This is a genomic window from Streptomyces tailanensis (genome assembly GCF_008386495.1).
Taxonomy (GTDB): Bacteria; Actinomycetota; Actinomycetes; order Streptomycetales; family Streptomycetaceae; genus Streptomyces; species Streptomyces tailanensis.
In genome coordinates this window covers 53,231-70,185 of record NZ_VTHJ01000018.1, presented here as the reverse complement: position 1 = coordinate 70,185, position 16,955 = coordinate 53,231, and the positions used below count along the sequence as shown (strand labels likewise).

At 70.0% G+C, this 16,955-nt stretch carries 14 protein-coding genes and 1 pseudogene; 3 read left to right on the top strand and 12 right to left on the bottom strand.

From position 1 onward, the window contains the following. Positions 1-33: 33 nt before the first annotated feature. Positions 34-1,905 carry a hydroxysqualene dehydroxylase gene (locus F3T56_RS17165; protein WP_246203658.1) on the bottom strand — a complete coding sequence of 624 codons (1,872 nt, stop codon included), beginning with the start codon at positions 1,903-1,905 and terminating at the stop codon, positions 34-36. Between the two features lie 105 nt (positions 1,906-2,010). Beyond that, a complete protein-coding gene (locus tag F3T56_RS17160) occupies positions 2,011-3,315 on the bottom strand; it encodes a geranylgeranyl reductase family protein (protein WP_149826043.1) in 1,305 nt (434 codons plus the stop codon). 147 nt (positions 3,316-3,462) lie between these two features. Between F3T56_RS17160 and F3T56_RS17155 the strand changes: the two genes are divergently transcribed. Both F3T56_RS17155 and F3T56_RS17150 read left to right on the top strand, forming a co-directional pair. Then, on the top strand, positions 3,463-3,969 hold the full coding sequence (locus F3T56_RS17155) for a GNAT family N-acetyltransferase (RefSeq protein ID WP_149826042.1): 507 nt from the start codon (positions 3,463-3,465) through the stop codon (positions 3,967-3,969). A gap of 108 nt (positions 3,970-4,077) precedes the next feature. Continuing rightward, positions 4,078-4,401 carry a PASTA domain-containing protein gene (locus F3T56_RS17150; RefSeq protein ID WP_149826041.1) on the top strand — a complete coding sequence of 108 codons (324 nt, stop codon included), beginning with the start codon at positions 4,078-4,080 and terminating at the stop codon, positions 4,399-4,401. A gap of 145 nt (positions 4,402-4,546) precedes the next feature. Here the strand turns inward: F3T56_RS17150 and F3T56_RS17145 are convergent, their stop codons facing one another. From F3T56_RS17145 to F3T56_RS17125, 6 genes and pseudogenes are all read right to left on the bottom strand, one after another. Next, on the bottom strand, positions 4,547-6,172 hold the full coding sequence (locus F3T56_RS17145; protein WP_246203669.1) for a zinc ribbon domain-containing protein: 1,626 nt from the start codon (positions 6,170-6,172) through the stop codon (positions 4,547-4,549). A gap of 231 nt (positions 6,173-6,403) precedes the next feature. Further along, a pseudogene (locus F3T56_RS49290) lies at positions 6,404-6,472 on the bottom strand (zinc-ribbon domain-containing protein); the annotation flags it as partial. Between the two features lie 129 nt (positions 6,473-6,601). Next, on the bottom strand, positions 6,602-7,300 hold the full coding sequence (locus F3T56_RS17140; RefSeq protein WP_149826040.1) for a demethylmenaquinone methyltransferase: 699 nt from the start codon (positions 7,298-7,300) through the stop codon (positions 6,602-6,604). 56 nt (positions 7,301-7,356) lie between these two features. Next, the gene (locus F3T56_RS17135) at positions 7,357-8,517 is read right to left on the bottom strand and encodes an acyltransferase family protein (RefSeq protein WP_149826039.1); all 1,161 of its coding nucleotides are present in this window, start codon (positions 8,515-8,517) and stop codon (positions 7,357-7,359) included. Next, positions 8,517-10,811: a bifunctional polysaccharide deacetylase/glycosyltransferase family 2 protein gene (locus F3T56_RS17130; RefSeq protein WP_149826038.1), complete on the bottom strand. Its 2,295-nt coding sequence runs from the start codon at positions 10,809-10,811 to the stop codon at positions 8,517-8,519. Before F3T56_RS17130 ends, F3T56_RS17135 begins: the two co-directional genes overlap by 1 nt. 17 nt (positions 10,812-10,828) lie before the next feature. Then, positions 10,829-11,305, bottom strand: a complete 477-nt coding sequence (locus tag F3T56_RS17125) for a hypothetical protein (protein ID WP_246203657.1) — start codon at positions 11,303-11,305, stop codon at positions 10,829-10,831. Positions 11,306-11,587: 282 nt separating this feature from the next. On the opposite strand from F3T56_RS17125, the gene F3T56_RS17120 reads away from it, so the two are divergent. Next, positions 11,588-12,610 (top strand): chitinase, encoded by a 1,023-nt coding sequence (locus tag F3T56_RS17120; protein ID WP_149826101.1) that lies wholly within the window; start codon positions 11,588-11,590, stop codon positions 12,608-12,610. Between the two features lie 12 nt (positions 12,611-12,622). Here the strand turns inward: F3T56_RS17120 and F3T56_RS17115 are convergent, their stop codons facing one another. The 4 genes from F3T56_RS17115 to F3T56_RS17100 all read right to left on the bottom strand — a co-directional run bounded on the left by F3T56_RS17115 (position 12,623) and on the right by F3T56_RS17100 (position 16,944). Continuing rightward, positions 12,623-13,087: a hypothetical protein gene (locus F3T56_RS17115; protein ID WP_149826037.1), complete on the bottom strand. Its 465-nt coding sequence runs from the start codon at positions 13,085-13,087 to the stop codon at positions 12,623-12,625. 7 nt (positions 13,088-13,094) lie between these two features. After that, positions 13,095-14,294 carry a cyclic dehypoxanthinyl futalosine synthase gene (gene mqnC, locus F3T56_RS17110; RefSeq protein WP_149826036.1) on the bottom strand — a complete coding sequence of 400 codons (1,200 nt, stop codon included), beginning with the start codon at positions 14,292-14,294 and terminating at the stop codon, positions 13,095-13,097. A gap of 109 nt (positions 14,295-14,403) precedes the next feature. Next, positions 14,404-15,156, bottom strand: a complete 753-nt coding sequence (locus F3T56_RS17105; RefSeq protein WP_149826035.1) for a prepilin peptidase — start codon at positions 15,154-15,156, stop codon at positions 14,404-14,406. 9 nt (positions 15,157-15,165) lie between these two features. Beyond that, positions 15,166-16,944: a serine/threonine-protein kinase gene (locus F3T56_RS17100; RefSeq protein WP_149826034.1), complete on the bottom strand. Its 1,779-nt coding sequence runs from the start codon at positions 16,942-16,944 to the stop codon at positions 15,166-15,168. Between the last annotated feature and the right edge of the window lie 11 nt (positions 16,945-16,955).

The following is a 16,955-nucleotide window of genomic DNA, read 5'->3' as shown; positions in this document are numbered from 1 at the left end:
CACAGAGGGCCACAGCGGCCCCACAGGGCGTCCTCAGCCCAGGTCGAAGGTGTTCGGCAGGCCCAGCCGGTAGCGGGTCTCGTCGGCACGCTTCAGGGGCTCCATCTCCGGGGGCCGGTAGAGCTCCTTGATCTCACAGCGCTCGGCGTCCGCATCGTCCGCGTCGAGCAGCGCGTTGACGGCCAGACGCGCGGACTCGTTGGCGCCCTCCATCGTCGCCAGGTCCACATCGGTGCGGACGTAGTCGCCCGCGAGGAAGAAGTTGGGTACGGCCGTGCGGGCCGTGGGGCGGTTGTAGAGCGTGCCCGTGGGGTGGATCAGGAGTTGTTCGCGGTTCTGCGGGTCGGGGCCGCCGAGGCCGGTCACCGCCGGGTCCATGAACCAGCCGAGGCGGTCGTCGTCGGTGAGCGTGGTCTTGCCCGAGTCGTTGAGGGCGTCCTTGAGTTGCGCCCAGCACTCGGCGACGACCTCCTCGCGCGTGCACTCCCGGGCCGTCTTCCCGTACAGGATTCCTGGTTTGTCCCACTCCGAGATGATGGTCGAGAGGCAGTCGCGGGCGCGGCCGTCGCCGTAGTCGGCCGGAAAGTCCCGTCCGTCCCAGAACTGGGCCTGGCCGATGGCGGTGACCGACCAGGGTGAGTCGAGGCAGTTGATGTGGCCGTGCACCACGGGGGTGGGGGTGCGCAGGTAGAACATGATGCCGACCATCCAGTCCGTCTCCAGCGCGTCGCAGCGGGCGAGCTGCGGGTCGGCGGCACGCAGGGCCGGGCCCCAGGTGGGGCGGGCGTGTTCGACGGGCAGGGCGGAGATGTAGTGGTCGGCCGTGATGGTGCGTACGGGCCCGCCGTCCCGGTCGGAGACGCGTACGCCGGTGACGCGGCCGGAGTCGTACACGACCTCGCGGACCTGGGTGCCGGTCACGAACTCAACGCCCTGGGAGCGGAGATGGGTGGCCCAGGGGTCGATCCAGGCCTCGCTGGTGGGGGCGTTGAGGACGCGGTCGACGTCGGCGTCGGGGCCGTCCATGCCCCGGCCGAGCAGGCCCCACAGGAGCAGGGCCTCGACGATGATGCGGCCGACGGTGCGGGTGGAGGCGACCTCGGCTCGGGTGGCGACGAGGTTGCGGGTCTGGCCGACGCCGAGGACGGTCCGGTACTCCTCGCTCATCTGCCCGGCCCGGATGAACTCCCACCAGCTGGTCTTCTCCCACTCGTCCTCGCGGCGGGCGTCGCAGCTGGTGAGGTGGACGAGGAGGCGGTTCGCGAAGTAGGCGACCTCGTGGGCGGGGAGGCGGGTGCCGAGGTCCAGGGCGGAGAGGATCTGGTCGCGGATCCAGGACGGGGTCATGTCGCCGGGGGCGGGTGGGGTGGTGACCCGGCGGAGGGGGAAGTGCAGGTCGGGGCGTCCGTGTCCGGAGCTGCCGCGGGCGAAGAGGGCTTCGGTGCCGCTGCGGAGGTTGCCGCGTACACCGTCGGCGTTGCCCGGGAAGGGGATGCGGCGCATGGTGTCCGGCAGGTTCCGGTAGAAGCCGGGGAAGAAACGGAAGCCGTGTTCGCCGGGGAGGGGCTTGCGGCCGCCCTCCCCCGTGCCGGGGACGTCCATCGAGCGGGCCTTGCCGCCGAGGGCGTCGTAGTACTCGTAGACGGTGACGGCGTAGCCGCGTTCGGCGAGTTCATGGGCGGCGCTGAGGCCGGAGACTCCGCCGCCGAGGACGGCGACGCGTTTGCCCGCGGCGGCCGGGGAGGCGTGCGCGGGGGCGGGGGTTCCTAAGACGAGGCCGGCAGCGGTCGCGGCTCCGGAGGCCGCGAGGAAATGTCTGCGGGTGTGGCCGGAGCCGGCGGTGTCACCCGTGGCGCCGGACTGCTCCTGAGGGTGCCCCGGGCCGGGAATGTGTTCTGTTGTCATGGGCACGGGAGGGTAAGGAAGGTGCGCGGCGGGACGGAAGGTCACGCCCCGCTCACGCACAGCATCCTCACACCGTGCTCGTGAACACCCCGTACGACCGTGGGGCTACGCCTTCGGGGCGACCTTGGAGAGGCCGTTGATGATGCGGTCCATCGCGTCGCCGCCGGTGGGGTCGGTGAGGTTGGCGAGGAGCTTGAGGGTGAACTTCATCAGCAGCGGATGGGTGAGGCCGCGCTGGGTGGCGAGCTTCATGATCTTGGGGTTGCCGATGAGCTTCACGAAGGCGCGGCCCATCGTGTAGTAGCCGCCGTAGGTGTCCTTGAGGACCTGGGGGTAGCGCTGGAGGGCGAGTTCGCGCTGGCCGGGGGTGGCGCGGGCGTGGGCCTGGACGATGACGTCGGCGGCGATCTGGCCGGACTCCATGGCGTAGGCGATGCCCTCGCCGTTGAAGGGGTTGACCAGGCCGCCGGCGTCGCCGACCAACAGCAGGCCCTTGGTGTAGTGCGGCTGGCGGTTGAAGGCCATGGGGAGGGCGGCGCCGCGGATCGGGCCGGTCATGTTCTCGGGGGTGTAGCCCCACTCCCCGGGCATGGAGGCGCACCAGGCCTTCAGGACCTCGCGCCAGTCCAGCTCCTTGAAGGAGTCGGAGGTGTTGAGGACGCCCAGGCCGACGTTGGAGGTGCCGTCGCCCATGCCGAAGATCCAGCCGTAGCCGGGGAGGAGGCGGTCCTCGCCCGGGCCCCGCTTGTCCCACAGTTCCAGCCAGGACTCCAGGTAGTCGTCGTCGTGGCGCGGGGAGGTGAAGTACGTACGGACGGCGACACCCATCGGGCGGTCCTCGCGGCGGTGCAGGCCCATCGCGAGGGAGAGGCGGGTGGAGTTGCCGTCGGCGGCCACGACGAGCGGGGCGTGGAAGGTGACCTCGCGCTTCTCGCCCGAGTCGGGGTCGCCGAGCTTGGCCGTGACACCCGTGATGCGGCCTGTGCGGTCGTCGATGATCGGGCCGCTGACGTTGCAGTTCTCGTGGAGGCGGGCGCCGGCCTTCTGGGCCTGGCGGGCGAGCTGCTCGTCGAAGTCGTCGCGTTTGCGGACGAGTCCGTAGTCGGGGTACGAGGCGAGATCCGGCCAGTCGAGCTGGAGGCGGACGCCGCCGCCGATGATCCGCAGCCCCTTGTTACGGAGCCAGCCCGCCTCCTCCGAGATGTCGATGCCCATCGACACGAGCTGCTTGGTGGCGCGGGGCGTGAGTCCGTCGCCGCAGACCTTCTCCCTCGGGAAACAGGTCTTCTCCAGGAGCAGCACGTCGAGCCCGGCCTTCGCCAGGTAGTACGCGGTGGTGGAACCGGCTGGCCCGGCCCCGACGACGATCACATCGGCGGTGTGTTCGGTAAGGGGCTGGGGCTCGGTCACGACGGGTTCTCCCCAAGAAGTAGTGGGAACGCGGGAACGTCTGGAGGACCAGAGAGCTGACTGGAAGTCCAGAAAACATGTGCCGACAGGCGTCGGACATGGGCAGTCTATTCAGCGGTACCGATCACCGGCTGAAGGGCTGCCCCTGTGAACCGAGCTCTGCCCGACGTACGGCTGCGCGTCCCCACCGACGAGGACGCCTTCGCGTGGCACCGGATCTTCGACGATCCCGACGTCATGGAGTTCCATGGCGGCAGGTCCGCCGAGCTGTCCGTCTACGAGGAGCTCACCGCACGCCAGCGGCGCCACGACGCCGAGTACGGGTTCTGTCTGTGGACCGTCCTCGACGAGGAGGGACGGGTCATCGGCTTCACCGGCGCCCAGCCGTGGCCCCGGGAGTGGGGCCCCACCGGCGAGATCGAGATCGGCTGGCGGCTGGCCCGTGAGCATTGGGGCAAGGGGTACGTGACCGCTGCCGCGATGCTGACCCTGGAGCGGGTGCGGGCGGCGGGCATCGGCAGCGTCGTCGCCATGGTCAACGCCCGGAACGAGCGGTCCATAGCCGTCACCCGGCGGCTGGGCATGGAGCTGGCTGAGACGTACACGACGCCTGTCTCGCAGCAGGTGGGGCACTGTTATCGACTGGCCTTGTAGCCCGAAGTCGTCACCCAGAGTAGCAATTTGGCGCAGATCGCCACTCAGTGCTTCCGGGTGAGCGTGTTTGGCGGTTACCCTTCCGATACCGCTGGGGGGTGAACGTCTGTGCGTATAACACCCAAGTCGTTCGAAGTGCGTGTGCCACGGTTCGTCGGGCTGATGGCCGTGGACGCGCGTGAGGCGGCCGAGGCGAGTGGGGTTCAGCTGGCCGCGGGGGATCGGGCCGACTTCGAACTCGCCGTCGTGGACTACGTCGTACGGCAGTACCCTCCGCCGGGTGTTGAGGTGCCGCGGGGGGCTGTGGTGACCGTGTGGTTCGAGTTGGGTGACGAGGGTGGGGGTGTGCGGGAGCCTCGGCGGGGTGGGCCTCCGCCCGGGTTGCGCCGGGAGTTGGCGGAGCCGGGGGATCCGTTCGCTGTCCGGGTTTAGTTCCGCGTTCGGGGTGGTCTCTTAGCACCGTCGCGGACTGCGGGCCGTCGTGGGCTTGTCGCGCCCACGCGGCGGAGCCGTATATCGATACAGCCCCGCGCCCCTTGAGGGGCGCGGGTGTTGGCCTGCGGTTATCAGGCGCCCTCTACTTCTGCCAGAGCAGTATTGCCGCCGCTCCGCCTCCTCCGATGATGAACGCCGCCGTGATCGTGATGGTCCATACGAGCGCTCGGTTGCGGGGCTTGGGCGGCGGGGCTGCCGGAAGTTGGTGGCCGAGTTCGACCACGGGGACCACGTACGACGGGGCCGGGGTTGAAGGGACGGGGGGCATCGCGGGGACCGGGGCCGGGATCACGGCCGTGCGGGCGCCGGTCATCTGGACCAGGTACGGGGCCAGGAAGGCCGCGCCGAAGGTCCAGAGGAGGGCGAAGAGGAGGGTTTCGGCGATGTTGAGGCCGGCGTCCACCTGGCCCGCGGCGGAGAGTTCGCCGCCCAGGTCGGTCGTGGCGGAGCCGGACGCTTCCATCGAGACGCCGCCGATGCCGGCGAGGAACAGGAACAGGCCGAAGAAGATGCCGGCCGCGAGGAGTTGCTCGCCTCGGCCCGAGGAGCGGCGGGCCGCGAGGATGCCGAGGGTGAGGGCGCAGACGGCGCCCAGTGCCAACGCGCCCACGACCGCCCAGGAGTTGACGGCGTCGCCCAGTTCGGAGAGCCCGAAGGCCTCGCGCTCGTAGCCGCCGTACGCGGAGGATTCCACCATCCCGTAGTCGCCGGACGAGTCGTTTCCGTACGACGTGTCGTCGCCGTACCCCGAGCGGCCCACCTCGCCCTCGAAGGAGGCGCCCCAGGAGATGCCGAGGATGTTGACGGCGATGTTCGGGAGGAGGAGCAGGGCGATCAGGAGGGGGTTGACGTCCTCCTCCCAGTCGGACTTCCACTCGTTGTCCGAGGCGAGGACGATGAGGGCGACGATCGAGCAGAGGGCGAGGACGATCGCCAGGGCGCGTACGGCGGTGCCGATCGCCCGGAACAGGGTCTGGGGGCCAGGGCGGACGGCCAGCCAGACGGCCAGGTCGTCGCGTTGCAGCAGCGCGCCCGAGACGGCGGCCGTGAGCAGCAGCGCGCCCAGTGCCGCGAGCCAGGGGGACGTCGAGATCTCGGCGAGGACGATGGTGGGCTGGGCGAACAGCCCGAGCAGCAGTACGGCGACGGTCACCAGCAGCGTGACCCGGACGGCCGCTTCGAGCCCGGCGGTACGGCCGGTCCCGGTGCCTCCGGCACCACCCCACGTGCCTCCGGCGGCGACACCGCCGTACGCGGCCCGCGTGGCCAGGCGCGTACGCAGTTGCCGTACGCCGATGAAGAGGGCCCCGATGAACAGAGCGGTCACCGTGAGCGGGACGAGGGAGAGGGTGAAGGCGGCCTCCGCGGTCTGGAGGTCGCTGGAGTAGTCAGGGTTGATCTCCGAGACCTCGAGACCGCCGCCGAGGCCCTGGAGGAGGGCGGCCAGGGCGATGCCCATGCGGTCGCCGAAGCCGACGAGGACCTCGTCGTCCTGGCCGTAGTCGGGGATGGCCAGGGCGATGGCGGCGCCGAGCAGCAGTCCGACCGGCCAGAGCGCGGCCAGTGCGGATCCGGCCCAGTCGCCGCGGAAGGCCCGGCCGAAGAAGGCGCCCAGAGGTGAGGGGCGGGCGGGGACGGGGGCGTACAGGGGAGGAGGGGGCGGCGGGCCGACCGGCGGTGCCATGGCCGGTGAGGCGCCGGGCGGCATCGACGGTGGTGTGCCGGGTGGGGCCGCGGGCAGGGCGCCTGGTGGTGCCGACGGAGGGACGCCGGGTGCCGTCGCGAAGGGCGCGGCGGGCGGGAACGAGGGCGGACCGGCAGGCGGAACCGACGGAGGAGCGGAAGGCGGTGCTCCAGGCGGACCGGCGGGCGGGGCAGGCGGCGGAGCGGTGGTGGGGGTAGGCGGTGTCTCGGCCCGTGCTGCCGCCACGTGCTCGCGCCCGCACTTCATGCAGAAGCGCGCCTCGTCGGGAGCGGGTGTCCCGCAGTGCGGGCAGTACGACGTCATGGAACGCTCCGTCATCCAGAAAACTCGTGCCGTAATCAGACGTATTCAACGGACGGTGTTTTCTGTTGACCGGTTCCCGTCAACAAGGTGCCCTTTTGGACAACCCCCTTCCGGGTGAACCTTGAGGCCCTACGAGTGGCTCTTGAACCCCCGGTGCAGCGCGACCACGCCACCCGAGAGGTTCCGCCAGGCGACCTTGTCCCAGCCGGCCTCGCGCAGGCGTTCGGCGAGGCCGGACTGGTCGGGCCAGGCGCGGATGGACTCGGCGAGGTAGACGTACGCCTCCGGGTTCGACGACACCGCGCGGGCGACCGGCGGCAGGGCGCGCATCAGGTACTCGGTGTAGACGGTCCGGAACGGCGTCCACGTCGGGTGCGAGAACTCGCAGATCACGACCCTGCCGCCAGGCTTGGTCACCCGGTGCATCTCGCGCAGCGCGGCGTCGGTGTCCTGCACGTTCCTGAGGCCGAAGGAGATGGTCACCGCGTCGAAGGTGTCGTCCTTGAACGGCAGCCTCGTCGCGTCGCCCGCGGTGAACGGCAGCCAGGAGGTGCGCTCCTTGCCGACCTGGAGCATGCCGAGGGAGAAGTCGCACGGCACGACGTACGCGCCGGTCTGGGCGAAGGGCAGCGAGGAGGTGCCCGTGCCGGCCGCCAGGTCCAGGACCTTCTGCGCGGGGCGGGCATCCACCGCCCGCGCGACCTCCTTGCGCCAGCGGCGGTCCTGTCCGAGGGACAGCACGTCGTTGGTCAGGTCGTACCGTTTCGCCACTCGGTCGAACATCGAGGCGACTTCGTGCGGCTGCTTGTCCAGGGATGCGCGGGTCACGGGGTCATTGTGGCAGTACGGGCCGAGCCCACACGCGGCGCCCGGCCCATACGGAGTCACGGCAACAGCTTCGGCTTCTTCTTCGCCGCCACGTCCTCCACCCACCCGCAGAGCAGGACGAACACGCCGATCAGCACCCAGCCGATGCCGAACATGAACCACTGGCTCTCCAGCGGCAGGTACTTCTCGAACGCGGGGACGTTCCAGAACTGGTCGATCAGCGGGACGGCGAGGATCAGGGCGATCTCGTGCCACAGGTAGATCGACACCGCGCGGGAGTTGAAGATCGTGACGATGCGGTCGAGGCGGCGGATGAGGGTCCCCCCGCTTGAGCGAAGCCGAGAGTGGGGGAGGGACCGTCCGGCGAAGTCGACCTTGAAGTACGCCTTCGCGTACAGCAGCAGCGTCACGAAACCGGCCGAGAAGAACGCCTGGGCGAGGGGGATGTCGTCGAGGTCGTACGAGCCGGTCTCCTCCTGGTGGGTGAAGGCGTACCAGGCGCCGAATCCGAGGGCCGCGAGGGAGAGGGCCGTGACGGCGAGCGGCTTCAGCCTCGCCAGGACGCCCTCGCGGTGGGCGAAGCCCAGGATCCAGCAGAAGAGGTAGGTGGCCAGGTCGGTCAGGGCGCTGCCGAGGCGGCCGCCCGGGGGTTCCCACAGGAAGCCGAGGACCAGGACGGGGGACAGCGACAGCAACAGGACCGGGATCGGGGCGAGCCGGAACAGCTTCAGGAGGAGGGGGGAGAGCAGGACGAACCAGAGGTAGGTGCGCAGGTACCAGAGGATCTCCCACGCCTGCTGTGCCCAGGCGTTGCCCGGGGGGTCGCCCAGGGGGACGACCCAGAAGACGATCTGCCAGCCGGGCATCCAGTCGTGGATCAGCATGGCGAGCACCACGAAGGCGCCCCAGAACCAGAAGGGGGGCAGGAGCCGCCGGACGCGGTTCCTGATCACCTTGAGCGGGGGGCGTTCGAGGGACTTGGCCATGAGGGTGCCGGCCAGGGCGAACATGATGCCCATGGAGGGGAAGACCATGCCGGCCCAGGCCCAGCCGAAGGTGTGGTAAGTGACTACGCGGATCAGGGCGAGGGCACGAAGGGTGTCGAAGTAGCGGTCCCGGCCGGTGCTCTTCGGCTCGGGTGGGGATGCGGGGGCGTCCCCGTTCTCAGGGCTCTCAGGAGCGAGAACGGCGGGACCTCCTCTGCGGTGCGAACCCATCAGCCTGCCCCCGCCGGGGTTCCCACCTCGCCGGTGCGCTTCAGTTTCTGCCACCTCAGGCGGCCGCCCGTCAGGGCGGTGACGCAGGAGTGGATGAGGACGAGGTACATCATCTGGCGGTAGGCCAGCTGCTGGAGCGGCAGCATCAGCAGGTACCTGTACTTCTCCTTGTCCAGCTTGAAGGCGTAGGCGGCGCAGACGAGTTGGACGCCGAGGACCGCGAACCAGGCCAGCAGGGACGCCTTGAAGTCGACGAAGATCATCGCGTAGACGGTGAAGACGTCGATGAGAGGAGCGAAAACCGGTGTGATGATCTGGAAGATGACCACCAGGGGCATGCCGACGCGGCCGAAGCGGCCCGACGGGCCCTTGTCCGTCAGGGACTTGCGGTGCTTCCAGAGGGCCTGCATGGTGCCGTAGGACCAGCGGTAGCGCTGGGACCACAGCTGCTTCAGGGAACCGGGGGCCTCGGTCCAGGCGCGGGCGTGCTCCTGGTAGACGACGCGCCAGCCCGCGCGGTGCATGGCGATGGTGATGTCGGTGTCCTCGGCGAGGGTGTCCTCGCTCATGCCGCCGACCTCCAGGACGGCGTCGCGGCGGAACGCGCCGATCGCGCCCGGGATGGTGGGCATGCAGCGCAGCAGGTCGTACATGCGGCGGTCGAGGTTGAAGCCCATCACGTACTCGATGTGCTGCCAGGCGCCGATCATGGTGTTGCGGTTGCCGACCTTCGCGTTGCCCGCGACCGCGCCGACGCCCGGGTCGGCGAACGGCTGCACGAGCTTGCCGACGGTGTCGGGCTCGAAGACGGTGTCGCCGTCCATCATGATGACGATGTCGTAACTGGCGCTGCGTACACCGTTGTTGAGGGCGGCCGGCTTCCCCGCGTTCTCCTGGCGGATGACGCGGACGTTCACCATGCCGAGGGAGGCCGCCGCCTCGCGCGCGATCTCGGAGGTGCCGTCCGTCGAACCGTCGTCCACGACGATGATCTCGATCGGGTGGGTGCTCTTCGACAGCGATTGGAGGGTGTTGGCGATGCACTCCTTCTCGTTGTACGCGGGCACGATCACCGACACCGGGCCGGTGACCGGTGGTCCCCAGCTGAACCGGCGTTTGTTGCGCTGCCGGTAGTGGCTGCGGGCGAGGATCAGCATCATCCCGAAGCGGCCCATGACGGCGACGCCCACGACCATCAGGCCGACCGACAACGCCGGTACGGCGTACTCGGCGACGTAGACGGCCGCGATGAGGGCCTTGCCCTCGTAGAGGGTGGTGCCGGTGGCGGTGCGGTGGGCGGCCTGGGGGTTCGAAGTGCCGGGCGTGCCCTGCCCGTTGGCGGTGGCACCCGTGCCGGCGTCGCCGGGGGCACCGCCGGGAGCACCCGTCTGCTGACCGTTCGCGGCGTCGTCCTTCTGCAGGGCGCCGCTGACCGTGGTGAAGGTGTAGCCCCTGGCCTTCATCTTCTCGATGTACGTGCCGAGCGCCTTGACCGTCTGGGAGCGGTCACCGCCCGCGTCGTGCATGAGGACCGAGGCGCCCTCGCCGTCCTCCGGCGTGGCCCACTTGATGATCTTCTTGGCGCCGGGCTTCTTCCAGTCGTCGCTGTCGGTGTCGACGAAGACGCTGGTGTAGCCCTCCTCGCCGAGCTTCTGGTAGACGGGCCAGCTGTAGTTGTCGATGGCGTCCGTCTCGGAGGAGTACGGGGCGCGGAAGAACGTCGTCGTGATGCCGGCCGCGCCCGCGAGGGCGAGCTGAGTCTGGGTCATTTCACGGGTGATGCGGGCATCGCTCTGGTACGAGAGGTCGACGTGCATGAAGGTGTGGATGCCGATCTCGTGGCCGTCTTCGACCATGTCCTCGGCGATGCTCGGGTAGCGCGACACCATCGAGCCGACCACGAAGAAGGTCGCCGGGACGTCGTACTTCTTGAGGACTTCGAGGATCTTCGGGGTCCAGGTCGGGTTCGGGCCGTCGTCGAAGGTGAGCGCGATGGTCTTGTCCGGCACGGACTGCGTCTGGGCCTCGCCGCCGCGGAAGGTCAGGATCGGCCCGCCTTCGAGGATGTCCTCGGGTACGTCGCTGGAGCTGGCGCCGGTGCGGACGCGCTGGTCGCCGCCGACCTCGGCGCGCAGATAGCCGTCGAGCAGCATCACGCTGGTCAGTCCGAGCAGGAGCAGCAGGGCGAGGATCACCCGGGGTTTCTGCAGGGCGGCGGCCTTGCCGGTGGCGCGTTGAAGCTTGGAGGGGGCGCGTCGGCGGCCGCGGCGCGCGGGCGGTGTCGTCGTGGTCATGAGGGCTTGCGCTCCCGTCAGTTGGCCGACGCGGTGGCGGACGCGGACGGGGAGGGTACGGCGGTGGGGGCGCCGGAGGGCGGGGTGCCGCCGGGGGCTCCGCCGGCGGCACCCGAGGGGAGGCCTTCGGGGGCGACGCCGCCCTGGGGCTGCGGGCCATTGCCACCGCCGCCCGGCGCGACGCCGGCCTGGCCGCCGCCTCCGCCGAAGGGGAACAGTTCGGAGGGGCTCGCCGAGATGCCCCAGCCCATGAACGCCATGCCGAGTACGACGGCGTAACCGAGGCAGACGACCCCCAGCAGCATGCCGCAGCGACGCAGCAGTCTCGCGCGGCGCCCGGAGTTGTCGACGAACACGGGGCCGTCCTCTGCCGACCCCTTGTGCTGCTTGCCTTGCTTGCGGCGGCTGCCGCGGGCCGGTGTCGAGGTGATCTCGTACACGACCTCCGGCACGGCCTCAGGGGCGAAGTTTTCGTTGGCGGACTCGGATTGCATATCCCCGGATATTAGGCGGGCTTTATTTGGTTAATTCCAAGCTTCCCTTGTGAGACCCCCATGAGAAACTCCTTAACCTGTCCGTTTCCTTAGAGAATCTGTGAACGACTGCGAAGCCGTCAGCGTTTGCTTTTGGGCTATACCCTCCACCTAAATGCCCCACTTGCCCGACTGGCGCACCTTTTGCTGGATGCCCTTTCGTGATCATCCTTCAGATCTGCAATCTTCAAGAAGCACACATGAAGCACAGCCGAATGTGGTTCATTTCCGTTCGTGAGTACCGTGAGGAATTCCCTGAAACCGGTCGCCGGACTGCTCTGTCTTGTGGCCCTGACCTGCGCGGGCTGCACGTCTGAGTCCCCCGGGCCTGAGTCCGCTGAGTCCGCACCCGCGCCCAGCGCGTCGGCGAGCGCCGAGGAGTCGTCGGCGGAGACGTCCACGACGTACGCCCCCTACGTGGACGCCACCGAGGCCTCCGACCTCGACGACGCCGGGTCGGCGGCCGCGTACAACCTGGCCTTCGTAATCGCGGACGGCGACGCGTGCACGCCCGCGTGGAACGGGACGACCGCGATCGGCGACTCGGCGGTGAAGTCCCGGATCTCGGCGCTCACCGGCTCCGGGGCGTCGGTGCGGGTCTCGTTCGGCGGCGCCTCGGGCACCGAGCTGGCCCAGGCCTGCGGTAGCGCTGACGCGTTGGCCGAGGCGTACGGCGCTGCGCTCGACGCGGCCAGCGCGACCGAGGCCGACTTCGACGTCGAGGGCGGCGCGCTCAAGGACTCCGACTCCGTCGACCTGCGCTCCGAGGCGATCGCGCTCCTCCAGGAGGAGCGCTCCGGCCTCTCCGTCTCCTTCACCCTGCCCGTCATGCCGTCCGGTCTCGGCGCCGACAGCGTGGCGCTCCTCGACTCGGCCAACAACCACTCCGTGCGGGTCTCCACCGTCAACATCATGACCATGAACTACGCCAGTTCGTACGACGGCGACATGGGCGACTACGCGGAGCAGGCCGCGGAGGCCACGCATGAGCAGCTGATGGAGGTCTTCGGTACGTCCGAGTCCACCGCGTGGCGCGCTCTCGCCCTCACCTCGATGCTCGGCGTCAATGACGTCGACAACGAGACGTTCACGTTGGAAGACGCGGCGCAGGTGCGGGAGTTCGCGGAGTCGAAGGGGGTCGGTTGGGTGTCTGTGTGGGCGACGTTCCGGGATCAGGAGTGCGGGGACGGCACGGAGGACGAACTGACCGACTGCAGCGGGGTGGAGCAGGAGGCGGGGGCGTTCGGGGAGGCGTTCTCGGGATGAGCGCGAGACGAGTCAGCGGCGGCGGTGGACCAGACGCCCCGCACACACCGTGGCTATGCAGGTGCCGGACTCGTCGAAGACGGCCAGGTCGGCGCGGCCGATGCCGATGATGGCTGCCGGGCGGCGGATGGGGGTGCCGCGTGGGACCACGATGACGTCGTTGCGGGCTGCGGCGGCCCGGAGTTCGGGGGTGTCCGCGTACTCCTCCAAGACCGCCGTCGCACCGAGTTTCAGTACCTCGTGAACGCGCTCGCGCGGTGTCGGGGCGTCCGGGAGCGGGCCCTGGTGGAGGAGTGCGGGGCCGATGACGCCCGGCCAGCGTCGTACCCGGGCGCCCGGAAACCTCTCCTGGACCTCGGCCAGTTGGCCCGACCACACGGCACGGTTGCTCTCCACGGCGACGGCGCCGTCCTTCACCGGCTCCGTGTCGTCGTCCCACCCGTACCGCAGCTCGTGGGCGGCGTGAATCGTCAGCACATCAAGCCTAGTTGGTGCTCAGCAGCTTCAGCTCGGGGTGGGCCGTGCCGCCCTCGATCGCGGTGGACGAGATGTGGGACATGACGCGCTCGTCGAGGGGGTCGTTCGCCGGGTCGTCGTGGACGACGATGTGCTCGTAGGTCGTGGTGCGCTGGGCGGGCACGCGCCCGGCCTTCCTGATCAGGTCGATGATCTCCAGCCGGTTGGAGCGGTGCTTGGCCCCCGCGCTGGAAACCACGTTCTCCTCCAGCATGATCGAGCCGAGGTCGTCCGCGCCGTAGTGGAGGGAGAGCTGGCCGACCTCCTTGCCCGTGGTGAGCCAGGAGCCCTGGATGTGGGCGATGTTGTCCATGAAGAGGCGAGCAATGGCGATCATGCGCAGGTACTCGAAGATCGTGGCTTGCGTGCGACCCTTGAGGTGGTTGTTCTCGGGCTGGTACGTGTACGGGATGAAGGCCCGGAAGCCGCCCGTCCGATCCTGTACGTCACGGATCATGCGCAGGTGCTCGATGCGCTCGGCGTTGGTCTCGCCGGTGCCCATCAGCATCGTGGAGGTGGACTCGACGCCCAGGTTGTGCGCGGCCTCCATGATCTCCAGCCAGCGCTCGCCGGACTCCTTGAGGGGCGCGATGGCCTTGCGGGGGCGCGCCGGGAGCAGCTCGGCGCCGGCGCCCGCGAAGGAGTCCAGACCGGCGGCGTGGATGCGCTGGATGGCCTCCTCCACGCTCACCTTGGAGATACGGGCCATGTGCTCGACCTCGGACGCGCCGAGGGAGTGGATGACCAGCTGCGGGAACTCCTTCTTGATGGCGGAGAAGTGCTTCTCGTAGTACTCCACCCCGTAGTCCGGGTGGTGTCCGCCCTGGAACATGACCTGCGTACCGCCCAGCTCGACGGTCTCCGCGCAGCGGCGCAGGATGTCGTCGAGGTCGCGCGTCCAGCCCTTGTCCTTGGCCTTCGGCGGGGCGTAGAACGCGCAGAACTTGCACGCCGTCACACAGACGTTCGTGTAGTTGATGTTCCGCTCGATGATGTACGTCGCGATGTGCTCCGTGCCCGCGTACCGCCGCTTGCGTACGGCGTCGGCGGCCGCGCCCAGCGCGTGCAGCGACGCGTCACGGTAGAGGTCGAGCGCCTCCTCCGGCGTGATCCGCCCACCCTCGGCGGCACGGTCGAGAACGGACTGAAGGTCGGCCTTCTCGGTCACCGGGAGCGTCCCTTTCGTAAGGGTTGAACGGACCAGGCCAGACTACGCCAGGGGTCCTGATCACCCGACGTCAGCCCGCATGCCTGTGGAAAACCTCCCGGTGAACCGCTCAGGCCGCGTACGCCTCCACCAGCAGCCCCACATACGCCCCCGCGATCATGAACGGGCCCAGTGCGACCAGTTGTCGGCGCTTGGCCCGCCCCCGGAACGCGGCCACCAGCGTGCATCCGCTGCCGATGAGCGCCCCGGCGAACGTGCCGACGTACAGCGCGCCCCAGCCGTACCAACCGAGGGCCGCGCCGAGCCCGAGGGCGAGTTTCACGTCGCCGAAGCCGAGGGCCAGGGGGCGGATGAGGAAGAAGACGAAGTACAGGCCGCCGAGGGCGAGCGCGCCGTACGCCGCCGTACGCCACTGGCCCGCGTGCTCGGGTACGAACGCCACCGCCCCCAGCAGGACGAGTGCCAGGCCCGCGAACGGCAGGGTCAGCGGGTCCGGGAGCCGCTGCGCCCTGACGTCCACCAAGGTGAGCAGCACGGCGAGCGGGGCGAGGAGCAGCCAGACCGCGAGTTCGGGGCGGGTGCCGGTGGCGAAGGCGAGGGTGACACAGACCAGGGCGGTCACCAGGGCGACCGTGCGGGTGCTGGGGCCGTAGACGCATCCGGGGCCCTTCGCGCACCGGGCAGGGCCGAGCCAGCCGCGTGCGACACCGGTGATCCGGTGCCCGGCGGGGCACTCGTCCTGCCAGGGCTCCTCCTCGTCGACCGCGAAACGGTACGCGGGCCGTGGCAGCAGCGTGCCCACTCCCGCGCCCCACAACGCGGCGGCCACCGTCAGCCCGATCAACCAGAGGTCGAGATCCACGCGGCCACCTTATGAGCCCGGGCTCCCCTGCTTCACCTTCGCCAGCCGGGCCTTCGGGTCACCCGCGTCCGCGTTGTCGGACGTGTACTGGAGTTCGTCGCCGACCGGGGTGAGCGTGATCTCGTGCGTGTTCTTGGTGCAGGTCTTGGGGTTGTTCTCCGTGTCGGCGATGCTCGTCGCGATGATCTGGTTCCCGGCGACCTCCTTGAGGACGAGCTTGTCGTCACAGGTGCCGCCGATGAGGTCGACCGAGCGGAAGGTGCCCAAGTCGCCGCCGATCTCGGCCTGTTCAAGGGTGACCGTGAAGGTACCGGCCGGGAGGTTGCCGTCCAGGGCATAGGCGTCGCCCTCCCAGGTGCCGAGGAGCTTCTGAGGCACCGGACCGCCCGATCCCGGCTGCGACGAGCTGGTCGGGCTGGCGCTCGTCATCGGCCCGGAATCGTACGAGTCACCGCCGTTGCCAGCGGTGTCGTCCTGGCCCTCGATCATCCCGAACACGAACACCGACCCCACGCTCACCGCCGCGAACGCCCCCGCGATCGCCAGGGCGATCGAACAACTCACCTTGCGGCCACGCCCGTTCGGCTCGGTCGTGGACGCCGCTGCCACGCTCAGAGAGAGCCTGCCCGGCGGTGAGGGTGGCGCGGTGTCCTGCACGGCGGCGGCATCGGCGCGTTGTCCGGGAACGCGCGTGGCGGGCGCCTGCGACATGACCGGCGGTGGCCCGAACGTCCCGCTGACAGCGGGGACTTCGCCCTTCGCCGCGTGCGAAGGGCTCGCCGACGGGGCATCCGCCGCGTTCGGAGAACCCGCCGATGGGGCATCCGTCGTCCCCGACTCCCCCACCGACGGGCTGCTGAACCCCACCGGCCCCGAGACCGGCGCCCCGTCCACCGCCTCCAGGTTGAGCAGTTGGACCGCTCTGCGGCCGACCTGCTCCACCAGCGGGCCCGGCAGCCATCCGGCCGCCACCAGTCGCGCGGCGCCCTCGGGTGCCAGAGTCCGGGCGACCTCGTCCGGGGACGGTCGGGCGGCGGGCTCCTTGGCCAGGCACCGCTCGGCCAACTCCCTCAGCTCGCCCTCCACGCCCTCCAGTTGGGGCTCTTCGTGGACGACCTTGTAGAGGAGAGCGGCGGAGGAGTCGCCGGGGAAGGGGGACCGGCCGGTCGCGGCGTACGCGAGGACCGCGCCCAGGGAGAAGATGTCCGCCGCGCCGGTGATGCCCTTGCCGAGGATCTGCTCGGGGGACATGTAGCCGGGGGAGCCGATGGAGACGCCTGTGGAGGTCAGGGACGCCGTGCCGTCCGTCGCGCGGGCGATGCCGAAGTCGATGAGGAGGGGGCCGTCGACCGTGAGGAGGACGTTCGAGGGTTTGACGTCGCGGTGGACCAGGCCCAGGGCGTGCACCGCGGAGAGCGCCTCCGCTAGGCCGGCGCCCAGCACCCGTACGGAGTGCGGGGGTAGCGGGCCGCCGTCCGCGACGGCCGCCGCGAGGGAGGGGCCAGCCGCGTAGCCGGTCGCCACCCAGGGGACGGATGCCTCCGGGTCCGCGTCGAGGACGGGGGCCGTCCAGGCGCCGCCCACCCGCCGGGCCGCCTCCACCTCGCGCCGGAAGCGGGCGCGGAACTCCTCGTCGAGCGCGAAGTGCGGGTGGACGATCTTGACCGCGACGGTACGGCCGCCCGCGCTGCGGCCCAGATACACCCGGCCCATCCCGCCGGAGCCGAGCCGGCCGAGCAGCCGGTAGGGCCCCACGACGGTGGGCTCGCCGACGTCGAGCGGTTGCATACCCCCCACCC

What these genes read in the sequence shown, in the direction of transcription:
- F3T56_RS17130 (WP_149826038.1), bottom strand. Translation starts at nt 10,811, where the DNA reads ATGACCACGACGACACCGCCCGCGCGCCGCGGCCGCCGACGCGCCCCC.
- F3T56_RS17145 (WP_246203669.1), bottom strand. Translation starts at nt 6,172, where the DNA reads ATGCCGCCCGGCGCCTCACCGGCCATGGCACCGCCGGTCGGCCCGCCG.
- F3T56_RS17125 (WP_246203657.1), bottom strand. Translation starts at nt 11,305, where the DNA reads ATGCAATCCGAGTCCGCCAACGAAAACTTCGCCCCTGAGGCCGTGCCG.
- F3T56_RS17100 (WP_149826034.1), bottom strand. Translation starts at nt 16,944, where the DNA reads ATGCAACCGCTCGACGTCGGCGAGCCCACCGTCGTGGGGCCCTACCGG.
- F3T56_RS17135 (WP_149826039.1), bottom strand. Translation starts at nt 8,517, where the DNA reads ATGGGTTCGCACCGCAGAGGAGGTCCCGCCGTTCTCGCTCCTGAGAGC.
- F3T56_RS17165 (WP_246203658.1), bottom strand. Translation starts at nt 1,905, where the DNA reads ATGACAACAGAACACATTCCCGGCCCGGGGCACCCTCAGGAGCAGTCC.